The 26,188-nt window shown below is 49.9% G+C and carries 22 protein-coding genes; 10 read left to right on the forward strand and 12 right to left on the reverse strand.

Translation table 11 applies throughout. From position 1 onward, the window contains the following. Positions 1–13: 13 nt before the first annotated feature. A complete protein-coding gene (locus GTP46_RS11305; RefSeq protein ID WP_161006728.1) occupies positions 14–574 on the forward strand; it encodes a hypothetical protein in 561 nt (186 codons plus the stop codon). A gap of 41 nt (positions 575–615) precedes the next feature. Further along, complete coding sequence (locus tag GTP46_RS11310) at positions 616–1,188, forward strand: hypothetical protein (RefSeq protein ID WP_161006729.1); 573 nt, start codon at positions 616–618, stop codon at positions 1,186–1,188. A gap of 2,279 nt (positions 1,189–3,467) precedes the next feature. Here GTP46_RS11310 and GTP46_RS11315 read toward each other — a convergent pair. From GTP46_RS11315 to GTP46_RS11325, 3 genes are all read right to left on the reverse strand, one after another. Next, the gene (locus GTP46_RS11315; RefSeq protein ID WP_161006730.1) at positions 3,468–3,653 is read right to left on the reverse strand and encodes a hypothetical protein; all 186 of its coding nucleotides are present in this window, start codon (positions 3,651–3,653) and stop codon (positions 3,468–3,470) included. A 404-nt stretch (positions 3,654–4,057) separates the two neighbouring features. Beyond that, a complete protein-coding gene (locus GTP46_RS11320) occupies positions 4,058–4,297 on the reverse strand; it encodes a hypothetical protein (protein ID WP_161006731.1) in 240 nt (79 codons plus the stop codon). After that, the gene (locus tag GTP46_RS11325; protein WP_161006732.1) at positions 4,287–4,883 is read right to left on the reverse strand and encodes a hypothetical protein; all 597 of its coding nucleotides are present in this window, start codon (positions 4,881–4,883) and stop codon (positions 4,287–4,289) included. Before GTP46_RS11325 ends, GTP46_RS11320 begins: the two co-directional genes overlap by 11 nt. A gap of 350 nt (positions 4,884–5,233) precedes the next feature. Here GTP46_RS11325 and GTP46_RS29765 point away from each other — a divergent pair, with 350 nt between their 5' ends. Next, complete coding sequence (locus GTP46_RS29765) at positions 5,234–5,521, forward strand: hypothetical protein (RefSeq protein WP_229258906.1); 288 nt, start codon at positions 5,234–5,236, stop codon at positions 5,519–5,521. A gap of 36 nt (positions 5,522–5,557) precedes the next feature. Here the strand turns inward: GTP46_RS29765 and GTP46_RS29770 are convergent, their stop codons facing one another. The 4 genes from GTP46_RS29770 to GTP46_RS11345 form a co-directional block, all read right to left on the reverse strand. Beyond that, positions 5,558–5,764, reverse strand: coding sequence for a hypothetical protein (locus tag GTP46_RS29770; RefSeq protein ID WP_229258907.1), 207 nt, complete (start codon positions 5,762–5,764; stop codon positions 5,558–5,560). Positions 5,765–5,894: 130 nt separating this feature from the next. Further along, a complete protein-coding gene (locus tag GTP46_RS11335; protein ID WP_161006733.1) occupies positions 5,895–8,981 on the reverse strand; it encodes an efflux RND transporter permease subunit in 3,087 nt (1,028 codons plus the stop codon). A gap of 21 nt (positions 8,982–9,002) precedes the next feature. Further along, positions 9,003–10,040 (reverse strand): efflux RND transporter periplasmic adaptor subunit, encoded by a 1,038-nt coding sequence (locus tag GTP46_RS11340; protein ID WP_161006734.1) that lies wholly within the window; start codon positions 10,038–10,040, stop codon positions 9,003–9,005. A 26-nt stretch (positions 10,041–10,066) separates the two neighbouring features. Further along, positions 10,067–11,509, reverse strand: a complete 1,443-nt coding sequence (locus GTP46_RS11345) for a TolC family protein (protein ID WP_161006735.1) — start codon at positions 11,507–11,509, stop codon at positions 10,067–10,069. Positions 11,510–11,733: 224 nt separating this feature from the next. Between GTP46_RS11345 and GTP46_RS11350 the strand changes: the two genes are divergently transcribed. Together GTP46_RS11350 and GTP46_RS11355 are read left to right on the forward strand one after the other, a co-directional pair. Continuing rightward, positions 11,734–12,396, forward strand: coding sequence for a response regulator transcription factor (locus GTP46_RS11350; RefSeq protein WP_161006736.1), 663 nt, complete (start codon positions 11,734–11,736; stop codon positions 12,394–12,396). Beyond that, positions 12,372–13,733, forward strand: a complete 1,362-nt coding sequence (locus tag GTP46_RS11355; RefSeq protein ID WP_161006737.1) for a sensor histidine kinase — start codon at positions 12,372–12,374, stop codon at positions 13,731–13,733. Before GTP46_RS11350 ends, GTP46_RS11355 begins: the two co-directional genes overlap by 25 nt. 98 nt (positions 13,734–13,831) lie before the next feature. Here GTP46_RS11355 and GTP46_RS11360 read toward each other — a convergent pair whose 3' ends face one another. Then, positions 13,832–14,089 (reverse strand): hypothetical protein, encoded by a 258-nt coding sequence (locus tag GTP46_RS11360; RefSeq protein ID WP_161006738.1) that lies wholly within the window; start codon positions 14,087–14,089, stop codon positions 13,832–13,834. A gap of 1,625 nt (positions 14,090–15,714) precedes the next feature. Between GTP46_RS11360 and GTP46_RS11365 the strand changes: the two genes are divergently transcribed. From GTP46_RS11365 to GTP46_RS11380, 4 genes are all read left to right on the forward strand, one after another. Next, entirely contained in the window at positions 15,715–15,948 is a 234-nt protein-coding gene (locus tag GTP46_RS11365; RefSeq protein WP_161006739.1) for a hypothetical protein, read from the forward strand. Between the two features lie 184 nt (positions 15,949–16,132). Beyond that, positions 16,133–16,789 carry a type 2 periplasmic-binding domain-containing protein gene (locus tag GTP46_RS11370; protein WP_161006740.1) on the forward strand — a complete coding sequence of 219 codons (657 nt, stop codon included), beginning with the start codon at positions 16,133–16,135 and terminating at the stop codon, positions 16,787–16,789. A 180-nt stretch (positions 16,790–16,969) separates the two neighbouring features. Continuing rightward, a complete protein-coding gene (locus GTP46_RS11375; protein WP_161006741.1) occupies positions 16,970–17,275 on the forward strand; it encodes a hypothetical protein in 306 nt (101 codons plus the stop codon). A 1,110-nt stretch (positions 17,276–18,385) separates the two neighbouring features. Beyond that, positions 18,386–18,853, forward strand: a complete 468-nt coding sequence (locus GTP46_RS11380) for a hypothetical protein (protein ID WP_161006742.1) — start codon at positions 18,386–18,388, stop codon at positions 18,851–18,853. Between the two features lie 4 nt (positions 18,854–18,857). Here the strand turns inward: GTP46_RS11380 and GTP46_RS11385 are convergent, their stop codons facing one another. From GTP46_RS11385 to torT, 4 genes are all read right to left on the reverse strand, one after another. Continuing rightward, positions 18,858–19,289, reverse strand: coding sequence for a DUF5990 family protein (locus GTP46_RS11385; RefSeq protein WP_267877417.1), 432 nt, complete (start codon positions 19,287–19,289; stop codon positions 18,858–18,860). A gap of 121 nt (positions 19,290–19,410) precedes the next feature. Further along, entirely contained in the window at positions 19,411–21,105 is a 1,695-nt protein-coding gene (locus GTP46_RS30185) for a methyl-accepting chemotaxis protein (RefSeq protein ID WP_308495427.1), read from the reverse strand. A 1,974-nt stretch (positions 21,106–23,079) separates the two neighbouring features. After that, on the reverse strand, positions 23,080–23,601 hold the full coding sequence (locus GTP46_RS11395; protein WP_161006744.1) for a hypothetical protein: 522 nt from the start codon (positions 23,599–23,601) through the stop codon (positions 23,080–23,082). Between the two features lie 342 nt (positions 23,602–23,943). Continuing rightward, positions 23,944–25,014: a TMAO reductase system periplasmic protein TorT gene (gene torT, locus GTP46_RS11400; RefSeq protein WP_161006745.1), complete on the reverse strand. Its 1,071-nt coding sequence runs from the start codon at positions 25,012–25,014 to the stop codon at positions 23,944–23,946. 635 nt (positions 25,015–25,649) lie between these two features. Here torT and GTP46_RS11405 point away from each other — a divergent pair. Then, complete coding sequence (locus GTP46_RS11405) at positions 25,650–26,063, forward strand: hypothetical protein (protein WP_161006746.1); 414 nt, start codon at positions 25,650–25,652, stop codon at positions 26,061–26,063. Positions 26,064–26,188: the final 125 nt, after the last annotated feature.

A 26,188-nucleotide genomic window follows, 5' to 3' on the forward strand; every position in this document is an offset into this window, starting at 1 on the left:
TTGATAAAAATCCATGCACATCACTTTTAAAAAACTGGTTTTGGTGAGCGCTACGTTGAGCTCTATAGCGCTACAGGGCTGCACTACCCCTCATCGCAATGAGACCGTCGTCAACCACATAACAAACAATGTGGTTCGAATGGAGGTGAATTGGGGAGAGTACCCGGACAAAGCTTGGTCACCTGCCTCATACAACGTCATGGCGAAATATCACCATTGGGACGAGAACTCAATTCAATATCGATGGATATGGCCTCAAGCAACCATGCGGCGAGACCTCTACGCACAGGTGAATGAGATTGCTATCGTTGCAGATGGAGTTCCATTCTTGAGCCACGGCGACCTAGTCGACGTTTTTGTGCCGCCCTTTGAAACCTATAACTACGGTCAGTTGAAAGCTCCCGTCGTAATCCGATTGGTTTGCAAAGCCGATGATAGCGACTGCAAAGCAAAGTCGAAAAAAGAACTTGGTGGATGGAACGAGGTGGTCAGCAAAGGTAGTCCAGATTTGAGCCGCGTCACCTTTACCAAGACGTTTGACAAGAACGGTAAGAGGCTAGCAGTACCGCACTAACTTGGGCTCATTCGCATCAACAACCCAGTTTATGGAGAAATATGAAGAACGGCTTAGACAATTTGATAGCGTTGACTATCTTGGCAAGTGCATTGGCATTACAGGGATGCACCTCAGTCCCATACGACGGCAAGCCAGGCATGAATGAAGAAATCAACGCAATGACCGACAACACGGTAGTCCGCATGACCGTGACATGGACTGAACGTCCAGACCACGCCTACATGCTCCCCGATTACAACGTGATGGGGAAGTATTTTCATTGGTCAGAAAATTCTAACCAGTATCGTTGGACACGCGTGACTGCAACGCTACGGCGGGACAAGTACGGCTCCATCGTTCGCCATGCAATGATTCCGGACGGGATGCAACTACTGACTCCCGGAGATGTTGTCGATGTTTATGTCCCGGCTTGGGAAACGATGAATTACGGGACCTTGGACACTGCAAAAATTATCAAGTTAGTCTGTCAGGCCAAGGATGCCGAATGCATCCGTTCTAACGGCTCCTCCGTGGGTGGAAAAGGTACAGAGATTATATCTAGAGGTCGGCCTGACATGACGGGGATTTCGTACTCTAAGAAGTTCGACATCAAAGGCCAATTACTCAAATAGAAGAGCCTTTTGCGCAAAGGGTCACCAACAAATAGGGCACCTCGGGCAGGATGTATTGTAGTGCGCTTTTCGTACTTCCCGAGCGGTGCTTGGTCAGCCGCTGGCCCATCACCTCTGGAGTCGCACCGCGTCCTGCATCGGCAACATTGGATTTACAGACGACCTTCTAAAGGAAGCGAGCCAGTTCTTCTCAGGGTGACCACTTTCAGCGCTGAAAGTGCGAGAGGGATTAGGCCGCCGCCGTCCAAAGCGCTATCATCAATATCAGCACGACCGCACATGCCGCAATCGTGGCGAATACGATGACACGTCTATATTTCTCATAGCCTGTCACGTCATTATCGCGTGAGAAGAACTGGTCGAATAGACGCATACTCACCCCGATAGGCCATATTAATGTAAATAGTATAAATCATTTCGCAAATTCATTCCAACCTCGCACGCATCACCGCTAAGTAGCTATAATTCAGTGTCGTTGAAGAAGAAGTGTCCGCCGTAGCAGCAGGAAGGCGAGACATACTTAGCAAGAGTGGGGCTGCGCGACACACTCACTCGAACGTGGTGTTGAAGGTGATTTCAACTCAGGATTCTCGGAGATATGTCTGAGATACTGCTGGCGCCGTTCCGACAAACTATGTATCAATCTACGTTATCGCCCTTGCCTTCTTTAAGCTAAAAAGCAGCGTTCATCTAGTGAGCGTGGGCAAATAAGGCACGACCACTTTCAGCGCTGAAACTGAAGTGGAAGATGGCGAGTATTTTCAGCCCGGAGTCGCTGTTCGAGCTCCGAGTACGAATGAAAGTGGCGGATAGACGACCCCACGTTAACAACATAAGAATCTGAAATACGAAAGAGAACAGTCCTCGTAATTCTGGCTTTAGCTTCCGCTGAACTCATGCGACTGATTCAGACTGGGTTGCTCGGCTCGTGAGAGCTCACTAGCCTAGAGTTGATGAATCGAGGAAATAGGCCCTTACGGAATACCTAGACGAGTCAGTTTCAGCGCTGAAAGTGGACACAAAAGTCCATCGGAGTGGTGTCCAATAGCGACTGGCGCTTTCCTAAGCCGAGGTTACCTTGGCAAAGCAGCGAGCACTTCGACCACTCCACTTTCAGCGCTGAAACTGAACACCGCCCTCAACGAAGTTTCGCACTGATTCTTTAATTTATACTGTTTTGGAAATCATGGTCTGGAAAAAAATTGTATTTGAGAGGCAGAGTCTGTTTGACGAAGTTTGGGAACAGCCAATGCGTAACTTGGCCGCGCGCTACAAACTCGCGGCTACTGGGCGAGTGCAGAAGCAAGAAGACCGGATAACAAGCCGCAGCTTCCAACATGCATTGGCAGAACAAGCGATGAACATCGGAGAGAGGAATCCCTACGGAGCTCTTTGATGGACTAGTTTCAGTGCTGAAACTGGAGTCTTAGACAGCCCCATAATTTCTTATACAATGCAGGAGAAACGCTTATTCAACCAAGATTTTCAGGTGACACTATGGCTGTATGGCAGTTCGACCTTTACCTTGCTCCACGTGGTTCAATCCTACAAGATACCTCCACGCCTGGATGGGAGCCAATCTTGCCCAACAAAACGGCTTATGCACTTCAAGAGGATATGGCCCACTACTTCGGGCCACCGTGGCTAATGTTGGACGACTGGATTGTGTTTGGCCCCGAGAATGGTAATCGCGTTGACCTACTGTTCGATGAGAGTTCCTGCACCAGTATTTATATTCGCATCGACACCAGAAATGAAGCCCCGCAGTTTCTAGTTCTCATCACTGACCTAGCACGTCTTCACAACTGCAAATTTTTCAGCGCCGGGCTGGCTGAATTTATTGAGCCAGACTCACACCATGTCTTAGATGCCATAACCCGATGGCACGCTCGCAATACTGGACAGCAGTGAAATAGAAGGAAACAGTATTCTTCGGCTGGTCCAATTTCAGCGCTGAAACTGGCGCACTTAACTCCCTGTAGCCTTTACCTAAGAGTCGAGCGACTGTTCTAAGCAGCACAGCGAGGGGTCGCGGTTAAGGCATCACTAGCTTGACCTACTAGCCACCGACAACGTCGTTGCACAGGTCACAGCGGCACCGGGGATGGATGAATCCAAGCCAAAGACGAAGTGAGTGTACTGATTTTGAGTGACCAAACAGACGACTGCTTTCATTGAGCTTGTGCTAGCTCGCAATACGGCGATGTAACCCTACGTTCTCCGCAACATAGGGAGAACTAGACAATGCATCGACTCATGTATGCGAGCACCCGAGCAACTCAAGCAGTTGTGTTAATAATAGTACCAACCGGACCTGACGTGGCCTTTGGTTTTTCAATCTCACCAACTTTGCTACCGTCGTTATCGCCATCGCTGTCCGTACCACCAACTTTCGCTGGCTGAGCACCCGTTTGGACTGGTGGGACATATGCTGCTTTTGTCGAACTGCCAATTGCTGAGGTCATTTTCTTCTCCGAAAATATTTCGATTTCAGGAACTACATACTCCATAACGACAATACTCAGTAGAACTTGATTACAAAGTGTATGGCGACTCCGCGATGTACTAAACGACATTCCCCATATTGCGCGGGCCCTTCATCGAGATAGGTACTTCAGAGCGTGACGTACAAGATACATTTCTAAAATCTGCGCGCCCCGCTCTCATCGTTAGAAAAAATAGGATGGCAATGGCCACAAACGGAACCTGGCAGTTCGATAGTAAAAGCATCACCACCGACGGCAGCCGCTTAGCGTCAGCAATAACCCACCACGCACCACTAGTGCTGTTGCCGAACTAGACCAGCATTGCCCCGGCTGAAGCGACTGCTAAAGCTCTTCACTACCGGCCGGAACCTTCTATCGAATTCTCAACTCACCTGAATTGGCTCTACAGAGAGCACCTTGACTTTAGCACTTGGATTTTCAATGCGATTAGGGCTGGCTTGGTAGTTGCAATAGGCTTCATACGCAGCTTCGACCTCTTGGAGACTATTGCAGCCATCAAAGGCTCGAGACTTTTGGGTATCAATCACGTCGGTACGAGCCTCACTGAATGTCGGAGGGTCGTCAAGCAAATTGACTACCACTGTGACAAATTTATATTTCATTGAAATTACTCTCTGATGAGAGCAGCTCATGACTAAAGAGGGTCAGCGCCTCCGCAGTAAGAACGACAAAAGCGTTTTGATGGTCAAGTAGCTGCTGCGTCATCCACGCTGCGCCCGCATCGGTCTCTGATAGCCAAACTCGGCCTTCGGGGAAGTTCTTGGGAAGGCGCTCAAGCGTCGCATCTAACACAATATTGCTCCGGAGCCCCCATAGAAATGCAGGAGGTGGCGCAAGGGTCCATGCAAAGCCGTTTTTTTCAGCGTACGTATGATTGTGCCGAAATGTAAGGTCAACAATTTGACGTTCAGAATCTGCATCATCGACCGACTCAATCCAGCAATGAAAAGCTCCACCTTCTTTGCACGAGAACGCGGAGTTATCAGCCATCAACATCAACTGGCCATCGCCACAGTCAACCGCTGCCAACCCCGCCACAGGACGAAAATTGTGACCGTTAACGATGCTAATCAAGTTAGAGCCGACAATCGCATAGACGTGGCAAAGCGAATAATATTGCCCCGGGTAATGCTTCCTAACTACAGCATTAACACATTCGGCAATCAAAGCTTTAACCGATAGTCGCATAATTCATCTTAAAAATTAGACCTTGCGGCTGCAAGGGAACCCAATGTATCAGCTTGTAACTTAATGCATCATTAAAGTTTCAATTAAAAAAGGGGGAACTATTCCGCCAGGACAGTTCTTCGGTGCATTTTTTAAAACTATTCGGCTGCGTTCATTTCGAAGGTTAAACAGTTGCGCTTTCACAAGCTTGGTTCATACACGTCGTAAAAGAGGGAGAGGTGCACTTTGCACTGAAGACGGAAATCACGGCCTACAAATGCTTACCTAGGAAATGTCTTCTATACAACCCGCTCGAGGCGACGGCCGTTATAGGTCTAAGCGCCACCTTCGCCCCATATCGGAGACCCAAAATGGAAACCACCTCGACATCGAACCGCATCCATCCACTCATGGCCGCCGCCGCTGTTTCGCTGACCGTGGTGAGCTTGATGGGTGCGGCAGCGATTGCTGGCCTTATGCCCAATTCACATGGCGCTGCCGTAGCAACTCCAACAGAGAAAATGATAAGCAACGGAAGCGCTTCCGTAGCCAAGCTGACTATCTCGGCACCAGTTGTACATGAAGTTGTTCGATACAAGACGGCCGTTCGTCATGACCATCCTAGTCATAGCCGGACCGCAGATGATGGCGACCGCTAACAAATAACACAAGAAGCTCAAGCCCGCGACGACCGTTCACTCACCTCTTATCGGCAGCCTGCTCGTCTTGCTCAGAACAGTCCGTTTGGCATCAGCATTGGCGCCCTGCTTGGCGGCGTAGTGGAAAGTCACGTTGGTGGTGGTAATGGTCGCACTTTGGCAGTAATCGCAGGCGCCGTCGGTGGCCGCTACGTCGGCAATGAAATTGCAAAGCATAATCAGTCCATTGGCCAACAATGACATCAGTCCAGATTCGAAACTGAATCACCACAAGTTTGCTAGACACTCTTGGCAATTTATTCTGCCCCAAAAACATCGCGCAGAATACTGGAAAAAAGTTAGCCCCCAGTTTTGGTCAGACCAAATTCGCAACCTAGCGACGTTCAAACTTTCCAAAGCGGAGAGCGAGAGCTGGCAAAATGAGTAAATTCAACATAGTTGAAGTAAGCAGCCCCCCTAAGATGACAATTGCCATAGGGCCTTCAATTTCATTACCTGGCTCCCCACTCAAAACCGTCAGAGGCAAAAGACCAATTCCCGTAACCAACGCGGTCATGAGAATCGGCGCGAGCCGCTGCGTTGCGCCCAAGGTAGCTGTCTGTAAATTCCAAGGCAGCCCATCCTTGCGGACGAGGTGCTGAAAATGAGAGATGAGCATGATAGAGTTTCGAAGCGTAATTCCGAGTAAGGTAACGAACCCGACCATCGAACCAAGTGATAGTAGACCACCAGTGGCAAATACTGTCAGCACCCCTCCAATAAGCGCGAACGGCAGATTGCTCATAACTAGAATCGTCGCTCGCGAATCACGCAGAGCCAAAAATATGAGAATGCAAATGACGACGAACGCAATCGCAAAGTGAACTAACAAGTCACGCTGCGCCTGCGCCTGCGCCTGCGCTTCACCCGCAACGGCATAGTAGTAGCCTTTCGGGAATTTCACGCTCTCATCGATTTTCTTTTTCGCGTTATTGACAAAATCACTTACCGATATTTCCTTGACCTGCGATGTAACGGTTTGCAAGCGTTGCCCCAAACTATGAAGCACAAGATAGCGCCCATCGACTTGTGCGATATCTGCTAGTTGGCTGAGCATGACAACGGTACCGTCCGTGCTTCGTAACGGCAGTCCACCAATTTGCAATGGACTCTGTCTGGCCTCTGGCGCTAACGTCACACTTAAATTGACCGTCGAGGTACCGTCATAGATTTGAGCTACCTGCATCCCTTGGTAAGCGACCTGAACAGCCTCCATCACATCGACTGGCGAAAATCCCAAACGGGCCAGTTGCTCGTGCCGAAGTCGTATTGAAAGCTGGGGTAAAGCAGCTGGAGCTTGCAACGTAACTCCGGCAGCGCCGGATGTTGAGTTGAGCGACTTCACGACTTTTCCTGCCAAATTATCGAGTACATCCAGGTCCGGTCCAAAAATATTGACGATGACTGGAGCGGTGTACCCGGAAATCGTTTCTTGAACTCGCTCAGTTAAAAACGTCTCGGCAGTGAATATGAGACCCGGGAAATTCGCTAGCTTACTACGAATGGCTGCCATCGCTTGCTCTTGCGATTCTCCGTCCAGACCAGGTTTAAGGTCGACCTCAAACTCACTGTACTGGGGCCCATACACATCTACGCCGCGTGCTGTCCTGCCTACACGTTGCGCGACCGACCGAATAGCAGGCAGCTGGAGTAAGGCCTGACTGACTCTCTGGCCAACTCGCATAGATTCCTTAAGAGACGTTCCTGGGACTGCCTGCATATGTACGATGAAATGTCCCTCCCGAAGCTCGGGCAGATATGCTGTTCTGAAAAACGGCATAGTCGCCAAGGTCGCAACGAACATAGCGCCGAATGCCACCAGCGCCCAAAGCCAGTGTAACTCCACAACTTTCAGAATGGACGTATATTTTCCTGTCAACCAAACATAAAGACGAGGTTCTTTTATATCTTCGGCGCCACCAACCAATAGCGTATAGCTAAGCGCTGGCGTAAGCGTGAGTGCCACCAGCAAAGACGAAATGACGGCCAAAATATATGCCATTCCGAGCGGGGCAAACAGCTTGCCAGCTACGCCGGAAAGTGAGAGAACGGGAAGAAATATTGCAGCGACAGTAAAGGTGGCATAAATCACGGCTCCACGAACCTCAGTCGACGCATCGATAACCACTTGGATGGAGGACCTCGGATTCTCAAGCATTCGGTTTTCGCGAAGCCGACGGAAGATGTTCTCAACATCAATGATGGCATCATCAACGACTTCGCCCAATGCTATGGCAAGCCCGCCAAGGGTCATTGTGTTAAGTGGCACATCGAAGTGATACAGCACGATAATCCCAGCCAGCAGCGAAAGTGGGATTGCAGTTACTGAGATAATCGCGGCGCGGATATTGAACAGGAATAGAAAAAGCACGAGGACCACAAGTGCGCCTCCCGTCAAAAGAGCAACGCGCAAATGGTCGGTCGACGCCTTGATAAAATTGGCAGGTCGGAATAAGTCGCCGTGCAATTCAATGCCGTTTTTCTCCAGCTCTGGTCGGAGTTCAGCTAATGCGGCTTCGACAGACTTCGTCACGGATACGATGTCTGCACCGTATTGGTTGCTGACCATAACGACGACGCCAGGCTTACCTTGTATGTTGGCTCCGCTTACGGGAAGTTCATTACCGACCAACACTTTGCCAACGTCTGCCAGCGTCAGTACCGAGCCATTTTTTTGCAGCAGAACGACTTTCCCTAACTGCGCCGCACTTGTCGACTGGCCTATGGTATTTAGCACGATACGCTGGTTTGGGGTTTCTAAAACACCGGCCCCACGTATGCCTGTGGACCGTTGAGCAGCGGCCACCACGTCTTGAATCGAGAGCCCTAATTTGACCAGCTTCTGTGGGTCGACAAGAATTTGAAACTGCTTAATGTCGCCGCCAAATATGCCGATGTCAGACACGCCTTTGCTACTCAAGATTTTAGGCTTTAGTGTCCACTCGGCGAACGTACGTAACTCCATGAGGGAACGGCTTTTTGACGTCAGTCCGATTCCTAACGCGACATTAGCCGATGAACTAAGAGGCGTCATCTTCGGCATACCAACTCCCGCAGGCAGTTCCCCACTAAGACCTGTGAGCTGCTCTGTGACCATCTGGCGAGCACGGTGAATATTGGTACGCTCGTTGAAAATTAGCGTTATCACCGAAACACCTTGAATCGACTGTGAGCGCATAGATTCAAGGCCGATAGAACCACCCAACGCATTCTCAATTTTTTGTGTTACCAGTTGCTCGACCTGCTCTGACGACAAGCCCGGCGATTCTGTTTGAATCGTCACGAGTGGCGGTGTAAACTCGGGAAATACATCTAATCTACTTTGGTTGAGGGCAAAAGTTCCATAGCCGAGTAAAAGACAGGCTAGTGCGAATATCACTCCACGAAGTCGCACAGAAAATTCTATGATAGATGTCAACATATTTTGTCAGTGTCGCGTCTGTTATTCTTTGCTACTCAACAGTGAGCGGCCCTCTTCTGACAAGAGTAACTGTGCTCCTTTCGTTACTACCTGTTCGTCGGTTCTGAAACCATCAGCAGTGAAGTAGCCTCCCTCCACTGGTGTTCCGGTAGTAAGTGCAAGACGCTCAAAGTGAGTAGGACCTATTTTTTTATAGGCCCATGGCTGACCGCCGTACCACACGACAGCTGAGGCTGGAACGATGACACCGTTATACTTCTCTGCCAGAGCGTGTCCAGTCACACGCATAGCGCTCGGCATGTGGCCCACCGCACGATAAAGATAGGCTTGTGCCTGAGTAGTAGGGTCCACTTGAGGAACGCGGGAAACGAATTGCGCTAAGAGGGGCAATGGTCCACCGTCTACCAGTAACGAACTCGGTGGCGATGTATCATGGTCTTGTAAAACCACCAGGAACAGGGTTTCTCTTCCCGCAAGAAACGGCGCCAGTCCGTCAATGCCAGCTCGCATTACCAAGTCACCTAACTTCTCGCCATATTGCTGACGAATCGATGTAGATGAGGAATCCAAGGCGGCCTGCGCCAATTTCATTTTTGCTTGCGCGGCAGCGTCGGCCGCTCGTGCAGCCTCCACTACTTTCAACGAGATATTGTTCTCGTCAGCATTTAAGATTTGCAGTCTAGAAAACTCAGCGCGAAGTGCGCCCTGTTCGACTTGCGCTGCATTCACATCCTCTTTTGCTGACCTATACTTTCCCGACAAGTCCACTAATGGCTGCACGTCCAGGACCGTGCCGTAGATACTCAGCTGGGTGTCACGACCATGGGCCAATTTCAATTTCTCAGCCAGGATGCCGCTGCGTTCCTGGGATATCAAATCGACCTTCAGCACCGTTACCCCGTCCTTTACCTCGATACTGACCAGGCTGCGTACAGGTGTCTCGCGTTCGGCCTCACCTTGTAGCTCAGCCTTACTAAGCCAATAGCCGGATAAAAGCGATAGCGCAATAATCGTTGGAGAAAGAAGTAGAGCCGCCTTGATAATAGATTTTCTGTGCATGGTCAGTCGTCAATTAGGTATGTGGATTACTGAGCCGATAGCTCGGAAGTCGGAAGCTGCATTGCATCCTCAATTTGGCCGATTGCTTGTTGCATTTGAAGAGTGGCATCCAGCAAATTTAATTCACTCTCAATTTCATTCTTCTCCATGCCCGCCAAAGTTACTTGGTCGTCCTCACCCGCCAACAAGAAGGCACGCGTTGCGGCTAGTCGTCGTTGTGCAAGACGCGACTGCGTCAGTGCGCTGGATAACTTGTTACGACTAGCGTCATAGGCTGCCATCGCTAGGTCGGCTTCTGCAAATGCCTTCGCCACGATTTTCTTCACCTTCATCTCAGCTTCAAAGCGGCGCGCCCTAGCCTCGGCAATCGCTCCCTGATTCCGATTAAATAACGGTAGCTCCAGCCCGGAGAAGGTCAGACCGACTTTTCGCGCCCCTTGGTCAAGGGTGTAGCCAGGTCCTAAATTAAGGTCTGGGTACTGCTTTACTAGCTCGAGCTGTAAAACTGCCTGGCTGGCTTCGTATTCAACAAGACCTGAAAGTACATCACCACGGTTGCGTAGAGCATTCTTTCGAACGCCGTCATCCAACACCAGCGAGCTATGAGTACTGAACTCCCTCACATCAATGACAATAGGTTCGAGAGCAGTCTGTCTAACGCCTACCAGCGATGCGATTTTGAGCTTCGCGTCGCCAACCTCCTGCAATGCCGCAACAGCATTTGTTATCGCCTGAGCTAATAGATGCCGTTGCAGATTGAGTTCCAGCGTCGATGTGTAACCATTGGCCACACGTCGCTCTATCAATCGTTCAAGACGTTCATCAAGCGCAACCTGTTTTTGTAGAAGCCTTGCCCGCTCAGAGGAAAACCACAGCATCAGCAATAACGAACGTAGTTGGCTTCTTACCCCCCAGGCCACGCTCGCAACATTCAGGCGTGCAGCCATCACATCGACGTTGGCGATGGCTATCCGCAAGTCGCGCTTGCCTGCTGTCTGTACAGGAAGGTCCAAAGCGAATCCTAAAGTCCAAGGACTCTGACCATCAGCTGGATTTAGTGTTTTTTGTAGTGGCAACTGCAAGACTGGATTTGGCCGCTGGGTCGCGGTAGTCACCGCAGCAGTGGTGGTGTCGAGCTTTAGGCGAGCCGCTTCGATGTCAGTATTCGAACAAAATGCTGCTATCGTCAGCGATTTCAAATTCCACTCTTTCGGTGGCCAGTCTACTGAACTGTCGCTGGCGCGTTTTATTGCGCAATCACGTATGTCACCGGTGGTCAACGACTTAACCGCAAATTTATTGGAGACTTCATCAATTGAGATGGGCCGGGCATCGTAATGGTCCGTCGCACATCCCACCATTGCAAGGAAAAAAATCAATACTCCAAGGTACCGCGTCCCCTGGAGACTATGCGAAGCGAGCCGTGGAGAGGGGCTAAGGTCTCCAATTTTTTTATCGATAGCTTGCACGTGTCGTGCCCTTTGATGTTCTGATGAGCCAGCGAAACCTTAACGCTGTTGGTGAAGGTATGATTGGCGGCCAGAATAGAAAGTAAGACTTAGCAAACACTTAGCACGGATGATGGACTGATGCGCGCGGCAAGCCCCTCCTTCTCAACTGGGCTCTATGCGTAATCTAAGTTTTGAATGAGAGCCTGTCCGATAGAATGTCGGATGTCACGTAGAACTGGAAAATGAGAACACTATTAGTTGAAGACGACCCATTCATCGGTGAGGCTCTATGTCAAAGTCTACGAGATGCGAGCTATGCGGTAGATTGGGTAAAGGACGGTAATCAAGCCGTTATCGCTGCTGACGTCGAGAGCTATTCGCTCATTTTGCTTGACTTGGGTCTTCCTGGAATGGATGGACTGGATGTACTCCGCCATTTGCGAGCTCGTAAAAACTTGACCCCAGTACTAGTTCTTACGGCACGAGACGGATTTGAGGACCGCATCGTGGGTTTAGATTTAGGAGCCGATGACTATCTTATAAAACCATTTCACGCAGGGGAACTGCTAGCCCGAGTAAGAGCCTTGGTACGCCGTCAAGGCAGTATCCGTCCGCCTATTTTGAAATGTGGCGAACTCACCTTGAATCCAGCCACTCGCGAAGTCTGGTACCAAGGCACTCAGCGAAAGCTTTCTGCTCGCGAATTTTCTCTCCTGTCCGAATTTCTTCAGTCACCAGGCACTGTACTTTCACGCAACCAGTTAGAGGAAAGACTGTATGGTTGGAACGAAGAGGTAGAGAGCAATGCCATAGAATTTCTAATTCACAGCGTACGTAAGAAGCTCGATAGCAGCATCATCAAAAATATAAGAGGCATGGGATGGCTCATTCCAAAAGACCAGTGAATCGCTCGCTTCTGTGGGTGCTATCGGCATCTATCTGCGGAACCATTCTGCTGGTTGGCGTTATTGCAGTGCTGTCTTCGTTTTGGTTCTCGTTTGCTGAAGCTCAGGATTTGCAGGACGACGAACTACGAGAAATCGCGCGTCTCGTGAGGCTAGGGAATGAACAGGTTCTATCTCCCGCATCCCCACCTTGGCAGGACGATGAACCCGAAATGCGTATCTGGGTTATTAAGGTTTCGAAGACGCAGACCGACATCACAACACCGGAGCTCTCCTTGAGCCTTCCGGGTTCAATGTCGGAGGGGTATCACTCCCTTGAATCAAAAGGCGAGTCATGGCGAATCTATGTACGCAATCTCAACGCGGAATACGGCTTAGCTGTCGCACAAAGAACGTCAGCCAGAGATGAGATTGCCCGCGACAGCGCTCTGCGTACGCTGGTGCCACTTTTGGTGGTCATCCCCATACTTATATTCCTTACCGCTTTCCTTATCAGAATCCTGCTTCGAAAAATTCAGGAGGTGTCAACGGAAGTGGACAAAAAAGGGGAGGCAGACCTCACTCCCGTTGACACGTCCAATCTGCCCGCAGAGCTTCTGCCCTTCGCCAATTCTACGAACAAGCTACTAGGGAGAATTCAGACATCCATTCGGCAACAGAGCTTACTCGTTGCCGATGCGGCGCACGAGCTACGCTCACCGGTGACCGCTATGACTCTGCAACTAGAAAACGCGATGAGTTTGGATTCCATGCCCTCGCAGGTTGCTTTACGGCTTGGGCCTCTCGGAGCAAGTCTAGTTAGAATGACGAAACTGGTAGAGCAATTGCTGGTACTAGCAAAGTTGGATGCCGCCGAGGCCACGCATCCAATTCTTTTTGACGCTAAAGCAGTGGTTGTTGAGACCGTTGAGGAGCTTTATTCCAAAGCAAACGCCAAGAATATCGATTTAGGCGTTGAGGTTCGCAACAACTTTACAATACACGGCAGCGAGCATGACTTCCGCGCGATAGTCCGCAATGCGCTAGAGAACGCTATTCTCTATACTCCACCAGACGGCAAGGTCGATGTCCGAGGCTATCAAGAAACAGGCGAGATTATCTTCGAAGTTGAGGACAGCGGGCCAGGAATTTCTAAACAAGAAATAGCCCGCGTTTTTGACCCATTCTACCGGGTTCCAGGCAGTGCTCAACCAGGAAGCGGACTTGGACTAGCTATAGTCCAGAGTGCTGCATCGCGCCTTGGCGGGAGTATCGAGTTAAAGAACGCATCTTCCAAGGGAAGCGCCGGTCTAAGATTCACCTACAGACAGAAGGCCACCTCGAGTTGCAGATATTAGATGAACCTAGACTTCGTTTTCGGGGACATTTCCAGGAAATGTCCCTTCTTGAAACTGACCAGGAGCGCCCTATCAAAAGAGCTTGGCTATTGACCTCGCTATTCCTTGCGGAGCTTTGGCTCCATTGAATCGGCAGCTAACGAGGTACAGTACATTTCGTAATCGAGCGTGCTGCGCTCGAACGGTATCAACTGCGAAAAGCGTTTCGGTTTTGCGTTAGTGGGCGACGCAAGTTTTGGTATGCCATCGGCCATCAGAGCTCCACTCAACTGACCTTTTGCAGCCATGGCCTGTAAGCTCTCCAAAGTCTCAATGACTGATTTTTCCTTGGCTTTTACTTTGTTCGATTTCATCATCCCTCACCTCGTCAGTTCTACTGAATAGCTTGCCAGTGTTAGAGTTGCCAGCGGATAGCAACACTTCAGCTGAAACTCAATGCACAGTTTGTCGTCACATCTATTTGGGGGGAGACATCCTGCCTAAAGACGAATTGTGCGCTCTCCTTGAGAAATGTCAGTTTGATTTCATCACGAGTAATTTCCACAAGCACTAGAAGGTTCCGTTCGATGATTGGGCGTTCAAACGTGAGGAAATCGATGACTGGCTTCGTCTTTACCGGAGAAGAATTGCACCGTTCATCATCTTAGATGACGACCAAAAAAGGCAATACCATACGCTTGCCCCTCACCTCTGGAGCCGCACCGTGTCCTGCATCGGCAACATTGGATTTACAGGCGCCCCTCTAAAGGAAGCGAGCCAACTCTTCGCGGGGTGACCACTTTCAGCGCTGAAAGTGCGAGAGAAATTAGACTATCGTCATCCAAAGCACTATCACCAATGTCAGTACGACCGCAGATGCTGCAATCGTGGTAAATACGATGGCGCGCCTATATTTCTCATAGCCGGTCACATCATCTTCGCGAGCGAAAACTGGTCGAATAGTCGTATGCTCACCCCGACAGAACCATATTGACCTAAACAGTATAAATCAATTTAGAAAGTCATTCCAACCTCACACGCATTTGCACCAAATGGCGATTATTCAGTGTCGTTGAAGACGAAGTATCCTCCGAGCAGCTGTAAGGCGAGGCACTCTTAGCAAGAGTGGGGCTGCGAGTCTCGTCTATTCGAACGTGGTGTTGAAAGTGAGTTCAACTCAGAATTCTCAGGGAGATGTCTGAGATACGGCGGGCGCCGCTCCGACAATTTCGATATCAATCTGCGTTATCACTTGGGTCTTCTTTAAAGTGGAAAGCAGTATTCAATAGCGAAGATAACCAAGCAATGCATGCTCACTTTCAGCGCTGAAACTGGGGTTAGCAATAGCTTTCTCAAGATTCGACTACATTTATTATTCAGTGAAAGAGGTCAAGAAGGTGCCCGCGCGACGAAGTTCAGTTTCAGCGTTGAAACTGCTGAAGGTTGTCAGTCAGGACATGTATCTAGGATAGGACAGCGTCTGCTCAAAGCGGCCGTTGCAGCCAGGACCCTCTTAGGTCTATAAACACACAGCGCCTACCTAAGCGTGTGGCTGTCGCTGATTTGTCTGCCCGGGTTGTCATTTCCCAAACGACACTTCTACGACTCAATAAAGGGGACCCAGGTGCATGCGCAGGAGCGCATTTAACCTCACTTCTCGCACTAGGCACCTTCGACCAAGCTGTGCCAGCGCTTACCGGCGGGCTTTGGTAAGGTAACTTCGGTCAGCGCGTAATCTGCGCATGCAGGAAAAGAGGGCTGATGATGAGTATTTCTAAACCGGCCCCGCCACTCGTCACAATGCAAAGAAACCTCTTTGTTCGTCCATTGCCATAAGTTTCGTTGTTTCAAAGCATCTGGCTTGCAAGTCGCACTTGAACGGACCGTTCATCGTGCTATATTTCTCAAAGAACACATCAATAGCGCCCAACCATTGCGCCCAATCTGTATGCCACCAAGCCCCGTGAGCAAATCCTGAATCGCTCATTTGTTGGAGGCTGATATGGAAGGTCATTCTCGCAAGAATTTAAAACTGGCGCAGATAGTTGAAGTCGGCGTGGCGCTGAGTTACACCGATAGCACGGCGGTTGGCTGGGCATATTTAGAGCATCATGGAGTTCCATCGAAAATGATATTGCGTGTTTTGACAGATAGTCTCTCACGCCGTTATTCAGACACCCCACTTGAAATGCGTAAGTTCCCAGAAGACTTGGCCAATGCATCAACGGCTAAGTAAGCCCAATGAACAGCTCCCGTAAAATGTACGTGCTAGCTTTTTACATAGGACTGTCGCCCGAATAGTGATACGCAGTTGAGGACGGAGCATTAGCGACCTAAATACACTTTCTACACGCCCCCCCCATCGCATTTCCCAAACATTGAAGGTATCCTTCAATATTCACCGTTTGCGGGAGAGTGCAGTGATAAAAGTCTCAGCTTGCATACTGACAGCTTTATTTTTCTCTTCTAGCTCAAACGCCGAACAACCAATTGTGGCATCACTGGCGCAGATGCCTGTCCACGCACCGAATGCCACTGAAGGCGTGCAAGTGGCTCTTGTAAAAGCTATTGCTCGGGTTTCAGGAACAGAAATTTCATATGACGTTTTTCCTTTTTCCCGTTCGATAAGCAACGTAGTGTCGGGGAAAGAAGATATGCATATCCCGCTTATCGAGAGCAAAGCAACACCGGAAAGTCGACTGAAATTCGTCTACTCCAAGGAGACCATTTTTCGTGTCAATTTTGTACTATATACTCGCAAAGGGAGCGGCGTCACAGCATCAAACTTGACGCATTTCACCATCGCCACTGACCGAGCTCATGTCAATTTTTTCCCCTTCCCGATACTAGACTCGGGCAGTATTTCCTCGAGTTTAAAGATGCTAAGTATGGGAAGAATCGATGGTTATATTTTTGCGGATACCTCGACTGACCCAGTGCTTCAATCTCTGAGGCTGTCGAACATTCAAAGAAGTCTATACCAACGCTTCGACGTCAAAATAATCTCCCCCCCGCACGGAACGCGGGCGTCAGATTTCAGAGATGGTGTCCAGGGCACTGGAAAAGCTAAAGGCTAGCGGCGAACTGGCACGAATCGAGAAGCCCGTGGACAGACCTTATGACAATTGGCAGCCTTAGTAGCTCGTTCCTTCCTCCCACACACAGACAAGTGCCTGCTCAAGACATATTCAATTACGAGAGCTCCAGATAGTTCTCCAATGCTACCCTAAGCGAGTTACGTGAATAGAAAGATTGCCATGGCTGAGGAGAACGAGCGCTTCGGTGTGCCAGTAGAGAATATTTTGGCAGCGCAAAAATGGGCCAACCTGCACCGAAAACGCCATAACTACCACACCAAGGTGCCTACAAGGAAGGAAGTTCAATCACTTCCTGTCGAAGTGCTAACACCGCTACTTATTGGCTGGATGGAGCACAGTCCCATCGAAATCGTGCCAAGCCGCATACAAATTGAACAGGTGATTGCGCTGCTCAACGGCCGAGGCGACTCCGGCAACCTGAAACGGCTGCTTACCATGTGCCAGCACTATGTGAACAATCAGTGAGTCTAGGGGTCATGTCATTACACGGTAACGTTGAAGAGATACGATAGCTGTATGTCTATTGATTCAACTCCCGACGGATTCGCTGCCTCCTAATCGAGGCAGTTTTTTTATGTAAAAGCGCGATAACTCTTTTCGCCCTCTCGACGAAAATCCTCCTTTCCGCCTACGGTGTCACCGCTTCTGAAGTAGTGCATATTGATTCCGACAGTGCTGCTTTGCAAAGTTCCGAGGTCCGATATGGCCAGAATTGAAATTCCCTACTACCTTACCCCAAAGCTCGGTGTCGAAATGAACGCTGGACATTATTTAGTCAGCGTTGAGCTACGCGATGGCTGATTGCTTACCAATCTGATTGTCAAAGAAGGACGCTTCATTACAGGACGGCGCGATGCCCCAAACGGCGAGGGAACGCTGCTATTCACAAGTATGGACATCTGCGACATCCAGCGGCACGCTTTTGTTTATGGACGCGCTTTAACTTCGTAGAGATTTCTCTGCGTGTGATGGCGGTAGGGCGAACAAAGTCGCTCAAGCGGGCTTCAGGCGCATCCGAAGAATCACGAGACGGCTTGGGGCGAGGGCGGCACATCGGCGCGATTTCGAAGATTTTTTTAGCCAACCGTGATGGTGCCGTATTCGTTCCAACGCGACTTTGGCGACCAGCATAATTTTCTTTGATGTAGGATTGGTGTTCTGTTGCAGCTTAGCAGTCGGCCATTTGCGGGCGGCCGTCGCTAAAAGTGTAACCAAGCATTTTCCCGCTTTGAGTACGTGAAGACCTAAATTGGAAAAGTCTGGAAGGTTGGTTTTGTGCCCGCACTCAGGACATGCAAACACCTCACGCTCCCCTATCTGTAAAGGGGCAAGAAGAGGCGGTTAACGCAATGACCACAGCGCTTACATACGCATTTGAACATACGTTATCTGGGGATGTTTGCAGACGGGTTTAGCTGCATTGATTCTGGTGAGTGAACGAAGAGGCTAACCCTCGTTTGTGACAAGAGTTTGACAAGCTGTATAGCGCACGGATGCCACGTTGCTGACGTTGCACTTGATTGAATCCGTTGGTAAATTCTCTGCCAGCCGATGAATTTTGAAGGTAATACTTGAATGGCACCTTGGCAGTTAGATTTGTACCTATTCCGGAACACCGAAACACTACCCGATGTATCATCAGATGGATGGCTACCCCCAGCACTAAACGGCTCAGCATTACTTGAAGCACAAAAAATTCTGCGTACCTACCTGGGAAAACCATGGCCTATCGCAGAGCGGTGGTTCGTATTCGGTCCCGAAGAAGGTAGCCGCGCTGACGTAATTTTTGAGAACGAAACAAGTGCTGCGGTCGTCGTCCGATTAGATATGCGGAATGACAGCGTGCAGTTCGGCGCTTTGGCATGCCGGTTGGCGAATGAATTGGGCTGCCATTTTTTCCTTCCCACCCTTGAAGCAGTCATTCAACCACATCCCCATGCGCTACGTTTCGCCATGGCGGATGCTACCTCAGTTCGCTCCGAAGAACTGAGCGAGGATAGTTCCGCCTTGACCTGGCATGTAGAACCTAAAAATGGCAAGTAGCGTGTTAGAGCACCCGCCAAGAAACTAGACGACTGCCGCCAATGTTCGCTCCCGTCGAAGTCACTCGCGGATGGTGGTCGACTAATAAGCCCACCACCGGCTTCTGCTGTTCGATAGAATCGCGTACATCGTTCCAGTTGATGCCACCCAGTGGAATTTTTAAGCGCTGGGCCAGCGTTCCGTTTTCTTCCGCCCACGCCAAGTACAAAAAACGTCCGCCGGGGGGCCCGTGTGCGAATGAGCCGAGCAATACGAGCTCTTCAGATTTTCCTGCCTTCACCTGGAGCGTCACATCAAATACAGCTTCCCCAGCTTCTCCCTGCAATCCTAGTTGAAGGCGCCCATCCTTGTCCTGCATACCGAAAGTACCAGGCGCCCTTCCCCACTTCAATGGCCCTTCGCCATCGTAAATTAGTCTCAATCGCACAGAGTCCATTTTGTGATTTCGTCCTCAATTTTTCAAATATGAGCCATGTACTCAATACTGACCCAACGAGGACTTTAGCTCTCTAAGATGCGCTCATCAATTGAAATGTGCTGCTTGCGCTTCGCAAAATTTAGGTAGCAGCAAGAAGCCGGTTTTGTCGGCGAACAGGTTTGACTTTTGAGTGAACGAAAGCGCTGGCAACACCTTCGCCTCCATCAACTTTGAAGAACGCAACCAGTTGAGTCAGGTTGTTCGCCTCTTTGTGCATTGCCTCAGCGGTCGCAGCAGCCTCCTCAACCAAAGCGGCGTTCTGTTGAGTCACCGTATCCATATCGCTGATTGCGGTGTTTACCTCATGAATGCCAGATTCTTGTTCTGCATTCGCAGAGCTTATCTCGCCCATAATGCTTGTCACCCTTGCGATGCTGGCTACGATTTCCGACATAGTGTCACCCGCAGCATGCGCCAAGGTTGTGCCAACTTCGATTCTGCTTGTGGAGTCATTAATCAGTGTTTTGATTTCGCGTGCGGCAGTGGCAGAACGTTGAGCAAGATTACGAACTTCGGATGCGACAACAGCAAAGCCACGACCTTGCTCGCCAGCTCGCGCAGCCTCGACAGCTGCGTTCAGCGCCAAGATGTTCGTCTGAAATGCGATGCCATCAATGACTCCGATGATGTCCACGATTTTTTTAGCTGACGCGCTAATTTCGTCCATTGTGACAACCACCTCACCAACCATATCACCACCTTTGCTCGCCACGTTCGACGCTGAGACCGCAAGCTCGTTAGCCGTGCGCGCGCTAGTGGAATTGTGCCTTACTGCGGAGGTTAGCTCTTCCATAGAAGATGCAGTCTCCTCCAACGCTCCTGCTTGATGTTCAGTCCGGCGCGAAAGGTCGAGATTTCCGGAGGCCAGTTCTTTTGATGCGTCATCGATAGTGTGAGCACCATCCCGAACTTGTTTCACCGTGGTGGCCAGGCGCGTGGTCATGTTGTGAAGTGCGTCTAGCAGTTGACCGATTTCGTCTACGCGCTGTGGACGTTCAAACGTCCGCAAATCTCCTTCAGATACACGTGTAGCGAGGTCAACTGCGTGCTGCAACGGGGAGACAATACTGCGCGTGATAACCCAGGCGAACGCTGCGCCCAGTGCCAATGCGAGAACCCCAAAGGCGAGCAGCGTTGCTCTGCTGCTTTGGTATTGCGTAGATGATTGGGAGGCAAGCATTTTCGCTTGCCCACTCTGGTATCCGAGCAGTTGCTCAAGTGCATTCGTATAGCTGGCAAAGGTGGCTTTGAATGTGGTGTCGGCTAGCTGTTCTACCTCTTGGGTCTTGCCTAATTCTTTGAATCCGAAAATTTCTTTTCGCACGGCCAGATAAGCTTTTTCTTTCTCGATGGCGGTACGAATTAAAGCATCTTCCTCAGGTGCATGGGCTTGCTTTGACAATTGGCTACCCGCAGCAAAGACCTGTTTGTCACCTTCCGCTAGTTGCGCCTGAAAGAATTCTCCAACCTCTAGGCTGTCACTCTTCGCAATGGACAAAGCGCGCACACCGTTAATTTTTGCGGCCCCAAGCCAATCGGACGCCAACAGCTGCTTGGCCAATTTATCGTTCACCAAGTACTCAGTCGTATCGTTTGCAGCGTCCAATCGCCACAACGCCACTCCAGTGATGCAGGCCATGACAAACAGGACGATGGCGAACGCCGATAGGACCCGTGGGCCCGTTTTGAGGTTGAGTGATTTCATGATTTTTGACGAAAGGTGTGAACTGCGGGGATTGGCAAGCAGAATACTCACCAATTGTTTCACCATCATTACACTGTGAAAATTTCTATTGATGAATATAAAATCATTGCAAAACAATCATATTCATCAAGCGACGCTCATGCAGCCCAAGTTCCGCCGAAAACAAACCGTCCGTGCTCGTCAGCTTCCGGCTGTACAAAAATGTCCGCCTCACCATCACCGCCCGCGTTAACTAGTTTCGATTTGTGAGAACAGACCGGGCAGACGAATGCCCATCCATGCGCGTCGCAAATAGGCTCAATAGCGACTAGCGGAAGTCGTCGACCACAGTACTTGTACATGCACTTGAACTGCCCTTCCCTTGGTGCGTGCAGACTCATCTTGACTCTCCTTCTTTAAACTCATTGACCTGATGCCGCAGCTTTCCAAGCTTGGGTGCGGCCCAAAAAAAATTGCGAGGTGCAGTAAGAAATCGGACAGCATTTGTCCGATGTATGAATTTGGTGTCGGTATATTTCCCGACCGCCGACGCCGGTAGAGCAGCCATCGAAGGGTGCTTATGGTGGCTCTTAGGAACAAGCCGGTCTGCATCTTAACGACGGTTTGTGACAGGCGTTTGACTCACACCTTGTTGTGCAGTGACGTTTCTGGTTGGCCGAGCGGCCGATGCAAGCGGCCTTACAGGTGCGAGGTCATCACGAAGAAAGACGAGCCGTCAGCAGGTCAGCTCAGTGGAAATCTGGTATGGTGATTCCATTTGCTCAAGCCTTGCTCACCCTTAGGCGACTAAACGCTTGTCTCTCACCAACGTGATTTTCGAATACCTGAAAGGTTATTTATGGGCTCTGCCAATGTTTCGTTCACACGGATACAAGGACACGTGGAGATGCTGCTAGAAATCGATGGCGCAACCGTTGCACGGACTTCTAGCGCAGAGTCAATGGTACTGGAACTGCAAATACGACAGGTCCGCGAACTTCAGATTGAAGGCAAATTTTCGACCATATTGCCTACGTCTGAAAAAACCCTCGTGGCAGCGGCTGAGATTCCATTTACAGAAGTGATGCCTGCACTGAGGTTGTTGGCCGCGTGCTCATTTATGGGAGAGTTTCCAACGCTGTCGTATCCTGAACGTCGTAAGAAACCTAGGGCAGAGACCTATACGCCCAAGTCCCCTGCTTAGGCTTCTTGCTGAGGCATCGCTGCTGCGGTCGTAGGCGTCCTCGAGCTTGTTAGGCTCGCGGCTTCGCCCAACACAGCCAACACGGTATCGCGAGGAATCTGATGGTGCAATAGATAGACCCAAGCGCGAGCTGTGCCATGAGCCGCATTGATTGCGAGACCCTTCGCAACGATTTCCTGAATTGCCTGGTCACGCTCATGCATTTGTTAAGTCCCTGTTATCAAAAAAGATGGAGAGGTGTTTACACTCACTGTCTTCGCAATGGATTCTACAAATTCATTGTGACAAGGTATTGAAATTAGGAAATTTTTGTAACCTCAAGTCTGGCGTACATGATGTAGTAGAGGCAAAGGCTACGAGCGAGTCGCAACTATGAGACGATGCGCTGATGTACATCAAGAAATGGCCTGAAGCTCAAGACCGATACCTCCTGAAACCCGAGTATTTCGAACAGTTCAGCAAAACACCTACATAATCTTCAACCCAACGCGTCCGCCCCTACGCGGAAAAGGCATGGAGCTAAAATGTGTAGTCAAGATAGGCGAATGTTCCGAGGTAAAGCAATTTCCGTGGATACCGCACTTCGTATTGTCGCTACCGAGGGAGTGTCCGCAGCAGTCCAATACATGTACGAGAATGGCATCTCACCTAGTACGGCCAGGCGCGTGTTGAGCGGGCCGGAATTTTGTCGGCAACACCGAGAGCGCAGAAAGAGTCCCAGGCTGTTGGTGCGTTAAAGTAGTTTGTGATTATAGTAACGAGCTTGGCACTCCAGTAGAGGGCATCCTCAAGGTGATACCTACCCATTGTTCGAGAGGCGCTGTAAATCACCAAGCTGCGCGATTTCAGTTTCCTAAATCTCACTTCTTTTTAATGGCTGCCTGCTGTCGCATGTTCTTCCAAAACAGGGGTACATAGTCAGGATAGGTTTGAAAAAAATGTTTGCTTACCGGGGCATATCGGTCAACTTTAGCGACGGCTGGTTCAAGCCTACGTACTTCTCCCTTAATACCTGGAGTTGTGGCTAAATACGTGTCAAACAACATCTCCGACTCTAGAATAGCGTCAATGCGATGTGCTTTTAATTTCGTCAAATTTCCCAAGGGGTTTCTTGCGACATCTACAGACCACCCTTTCTTTGTGGCCTCTTGCTGCCCAGCGGCACTTCCTGCGGACAGTCCTATACGTGGACTAGATAGGTTGAGGTTCTGGCCATCCCATTTGGTGCTGGTATCGGCGACAAGTACGTAGAGGGACAAGCGGTCGCGAATTATCGCGAGCTGCGTATCTACTACTTTGCCTCGCATAGGGAAAACCAGTTCAGTCAAGTTTTCTGCCGCCAACGACAGACCGGGCGCGACATCAATTTTATTCGCGCCCATTTCGGCTTGCAGTCGCTTAACTGGTAAACGCCGAATTGACACTTTGGGTTTGCAGTTCCCCGCGTTTGCCGCATTACGCGTCCAGACGACTATATCGCCAGGAGTTTCATCTATCGTAGTGGTGCCGTAAAGAAGTGGCGGTACGGGAAAATCAGGTAAGCCAACCCGGACTTCCGTCGGGCAAGAGGAAAACGACGGACTGCAATGGCTGACGGCGACTAGCACTACAATAAGTCTAAATAGTCTAAGCATAGAAAGAGCCGAAGAAAAAATGCAAGGCGAATCAAGGACGTTGACTTGAAGGGAAGTCTAACGGTAATCCTATCAACGTCAGAAATTAAATTACTTTGGCGGTAGTTCCTGCAACAAGATGCGCTGACTATCGGGAGGGAATATTTTTCGGTAGTCGTAACTCTTCACGGATTTCGCATCAATGATATCAATGATAGGACTGACACGACGTGCATATGACTGCTTTTCTAAGACCCGCAATGCCAAGTCTATCGAAATCCTAGCCTGTAGGACCGGCGAATCGCTTGCAGCAGCCACGACTCTACCCTCTCCAATCAAATTTATCACGGGCTCGGTGGCATAGAAGGCTATCGAATGTCCTTTTACCTCAGAGAAGTAGCGTTGAAAATTGCTCACAGCTTCGATGGCAACAGCATTTCCAAAGAAATAATCAGGTTGCTTTTCTGGAGACTTTAGAATTGCACGCACGAGTCCCATCTGTGCGGTCAAATCAGGAGGAGCGAACCCGGCATGAATAAGTGAAATGGGCGCATCTCGAAAGGCCAATCTCATACCAGCTTCAGCATCCCGGACCCACGCAGCGTCTTGTGGGCCAGGGAACCAAGCCACAGAGATACGCTGCTTCCCTGACATAGCTAGCAAGTAGTTCCCCATCGTTTTTGCCATGTCTACAAAACTGACCAATGACCGGGCTGCAACCAATTTGCTGCTAACGCCATTAACAAGGTCAACCACCGGCACGCCCAATCGAGAAGCTTCCTCAATATCAGCGTTCAAGCCATCACTCGAAATAGCTGCGAGCACAATGACATCGGCACGCTTCGCAAGACACTCATGGAACTGCTTGCGCTGTGTCTCTAAGTATTCATAGCCCCCAGCCTGATAGATGCCCAGCCTAACCCCACGCCGATTAGCCTCCTGCCTGAGCCCCCACGAGACTCCCCACCAATACTTATCCCGTCCATGCGGCAGTAAGGCACAAATTCTCCAGGCTCTCCTCACTTGAGTCAATGGTTCATAAACGCGCACAACACCATCACTTACCACGGACACGGGATACCAAGGCTCCTCCGGTTGAGCCAACCCAGACAACGGGGCCAACAGAAATCCATATGCCATTAACGAAAAACTGGCATGAATAATTATGAAAATTAATTTCAACAATTTCTCCTACCGCGTAAAGGATTTTACATATCAAACCAATACTTCCATTTCAGGTGCGCCTTAGCTAAAACGAGATTTCCAATCACTGATTTCCGAAAAACGAAGGAATCCGCAGTTGATAACTTTACGCTTCCTTCCGATTTCACCTCGCCGCTTTACCTTACGTATCGCCTCCGGCGCGGTCTTTAGTTGTATGGTGACGTCACCGATTTCCAGCACTGATTTGGTCAAAGGCTGAACATAACTACCTGCTGCAATCACGCCCCTTTCATCGCAAAGCACACTTGGTCAGGCTGACAGCAAATCATTGTTTGTACGCGCTTTAGTAAAGTTCGTAATTCATGCATATCCAAATTATCGTCACTAGTGAGGGCTACCAAACCACTCAGTGTCGACCAGCCGGATACCATCACGCTTTGTTGCGATGACTCAATCCAATCTAACGCCAACTGTTACCCATGTAATCACTGCGCGGCCACCTAAGGAAAATGCCATGTCGGTCTCCTCACATAGCTCCTTATAGCTAAATGTAGCATGCAGAAGCAGTCCGATTGGACAACTGATTGGAGTATGGCGTTGCGTTTTCGGGTGATACACTAACCTCAGGCAAAACATAGTCGGAGGACATCCTCATGGCAGTCTGGCAATTTGACCTACTTTTGATTCCACGGGATATGGCGGTGCCTTACACTGGAAAGCCTAATTGGGAACCCTTTCTTCCGCAGAGAGTGGCATACGCGGTTCAGGAGGACCTCTGTCACTATTTCGGCCCGCCTTGGTTTATGTTGAAAAACTGGCTCGTCTTCGGACCGGAAAACGGAAGCCGCATCGATGTTCTATTCGAGGCAGATGGGAGCGCGAACTTTTCCGCCAGAGTGGACATGCGGAACGAATCTCCCCAGTTCCTCGTGCTACTGACTGACCTCGCTCGGCTGCATGGCTGTGTCTTCTTTAGCCCTGATACTGCGGAGCTTGTGAAGCCGGAGGTCCATCAAATTGTAGCGGCAATTACACGCTACGATTCCCGCAACCTTGACTTGCTCTAGCAATCCCATAGCTAAGCTTATTCTTTGTCAGTCCGTTCACGCTCCAGAAATTCCCATGCTGAGTGTCTCAGCATCTCCTAAGCTTCAGCTAAATTCATTGGGTATCCGGCTGAACTTATGCGTGC

This window comes from Duganella flavida (assembly GCF_009857445.1).
GTDB classification, from domain to species: Bacteria; Pseudomonadota; Gammaproteobacteria; order Burkholderiales; family Burkholderiaceae_D; genus Rugamonas; species Rugamonas flavida.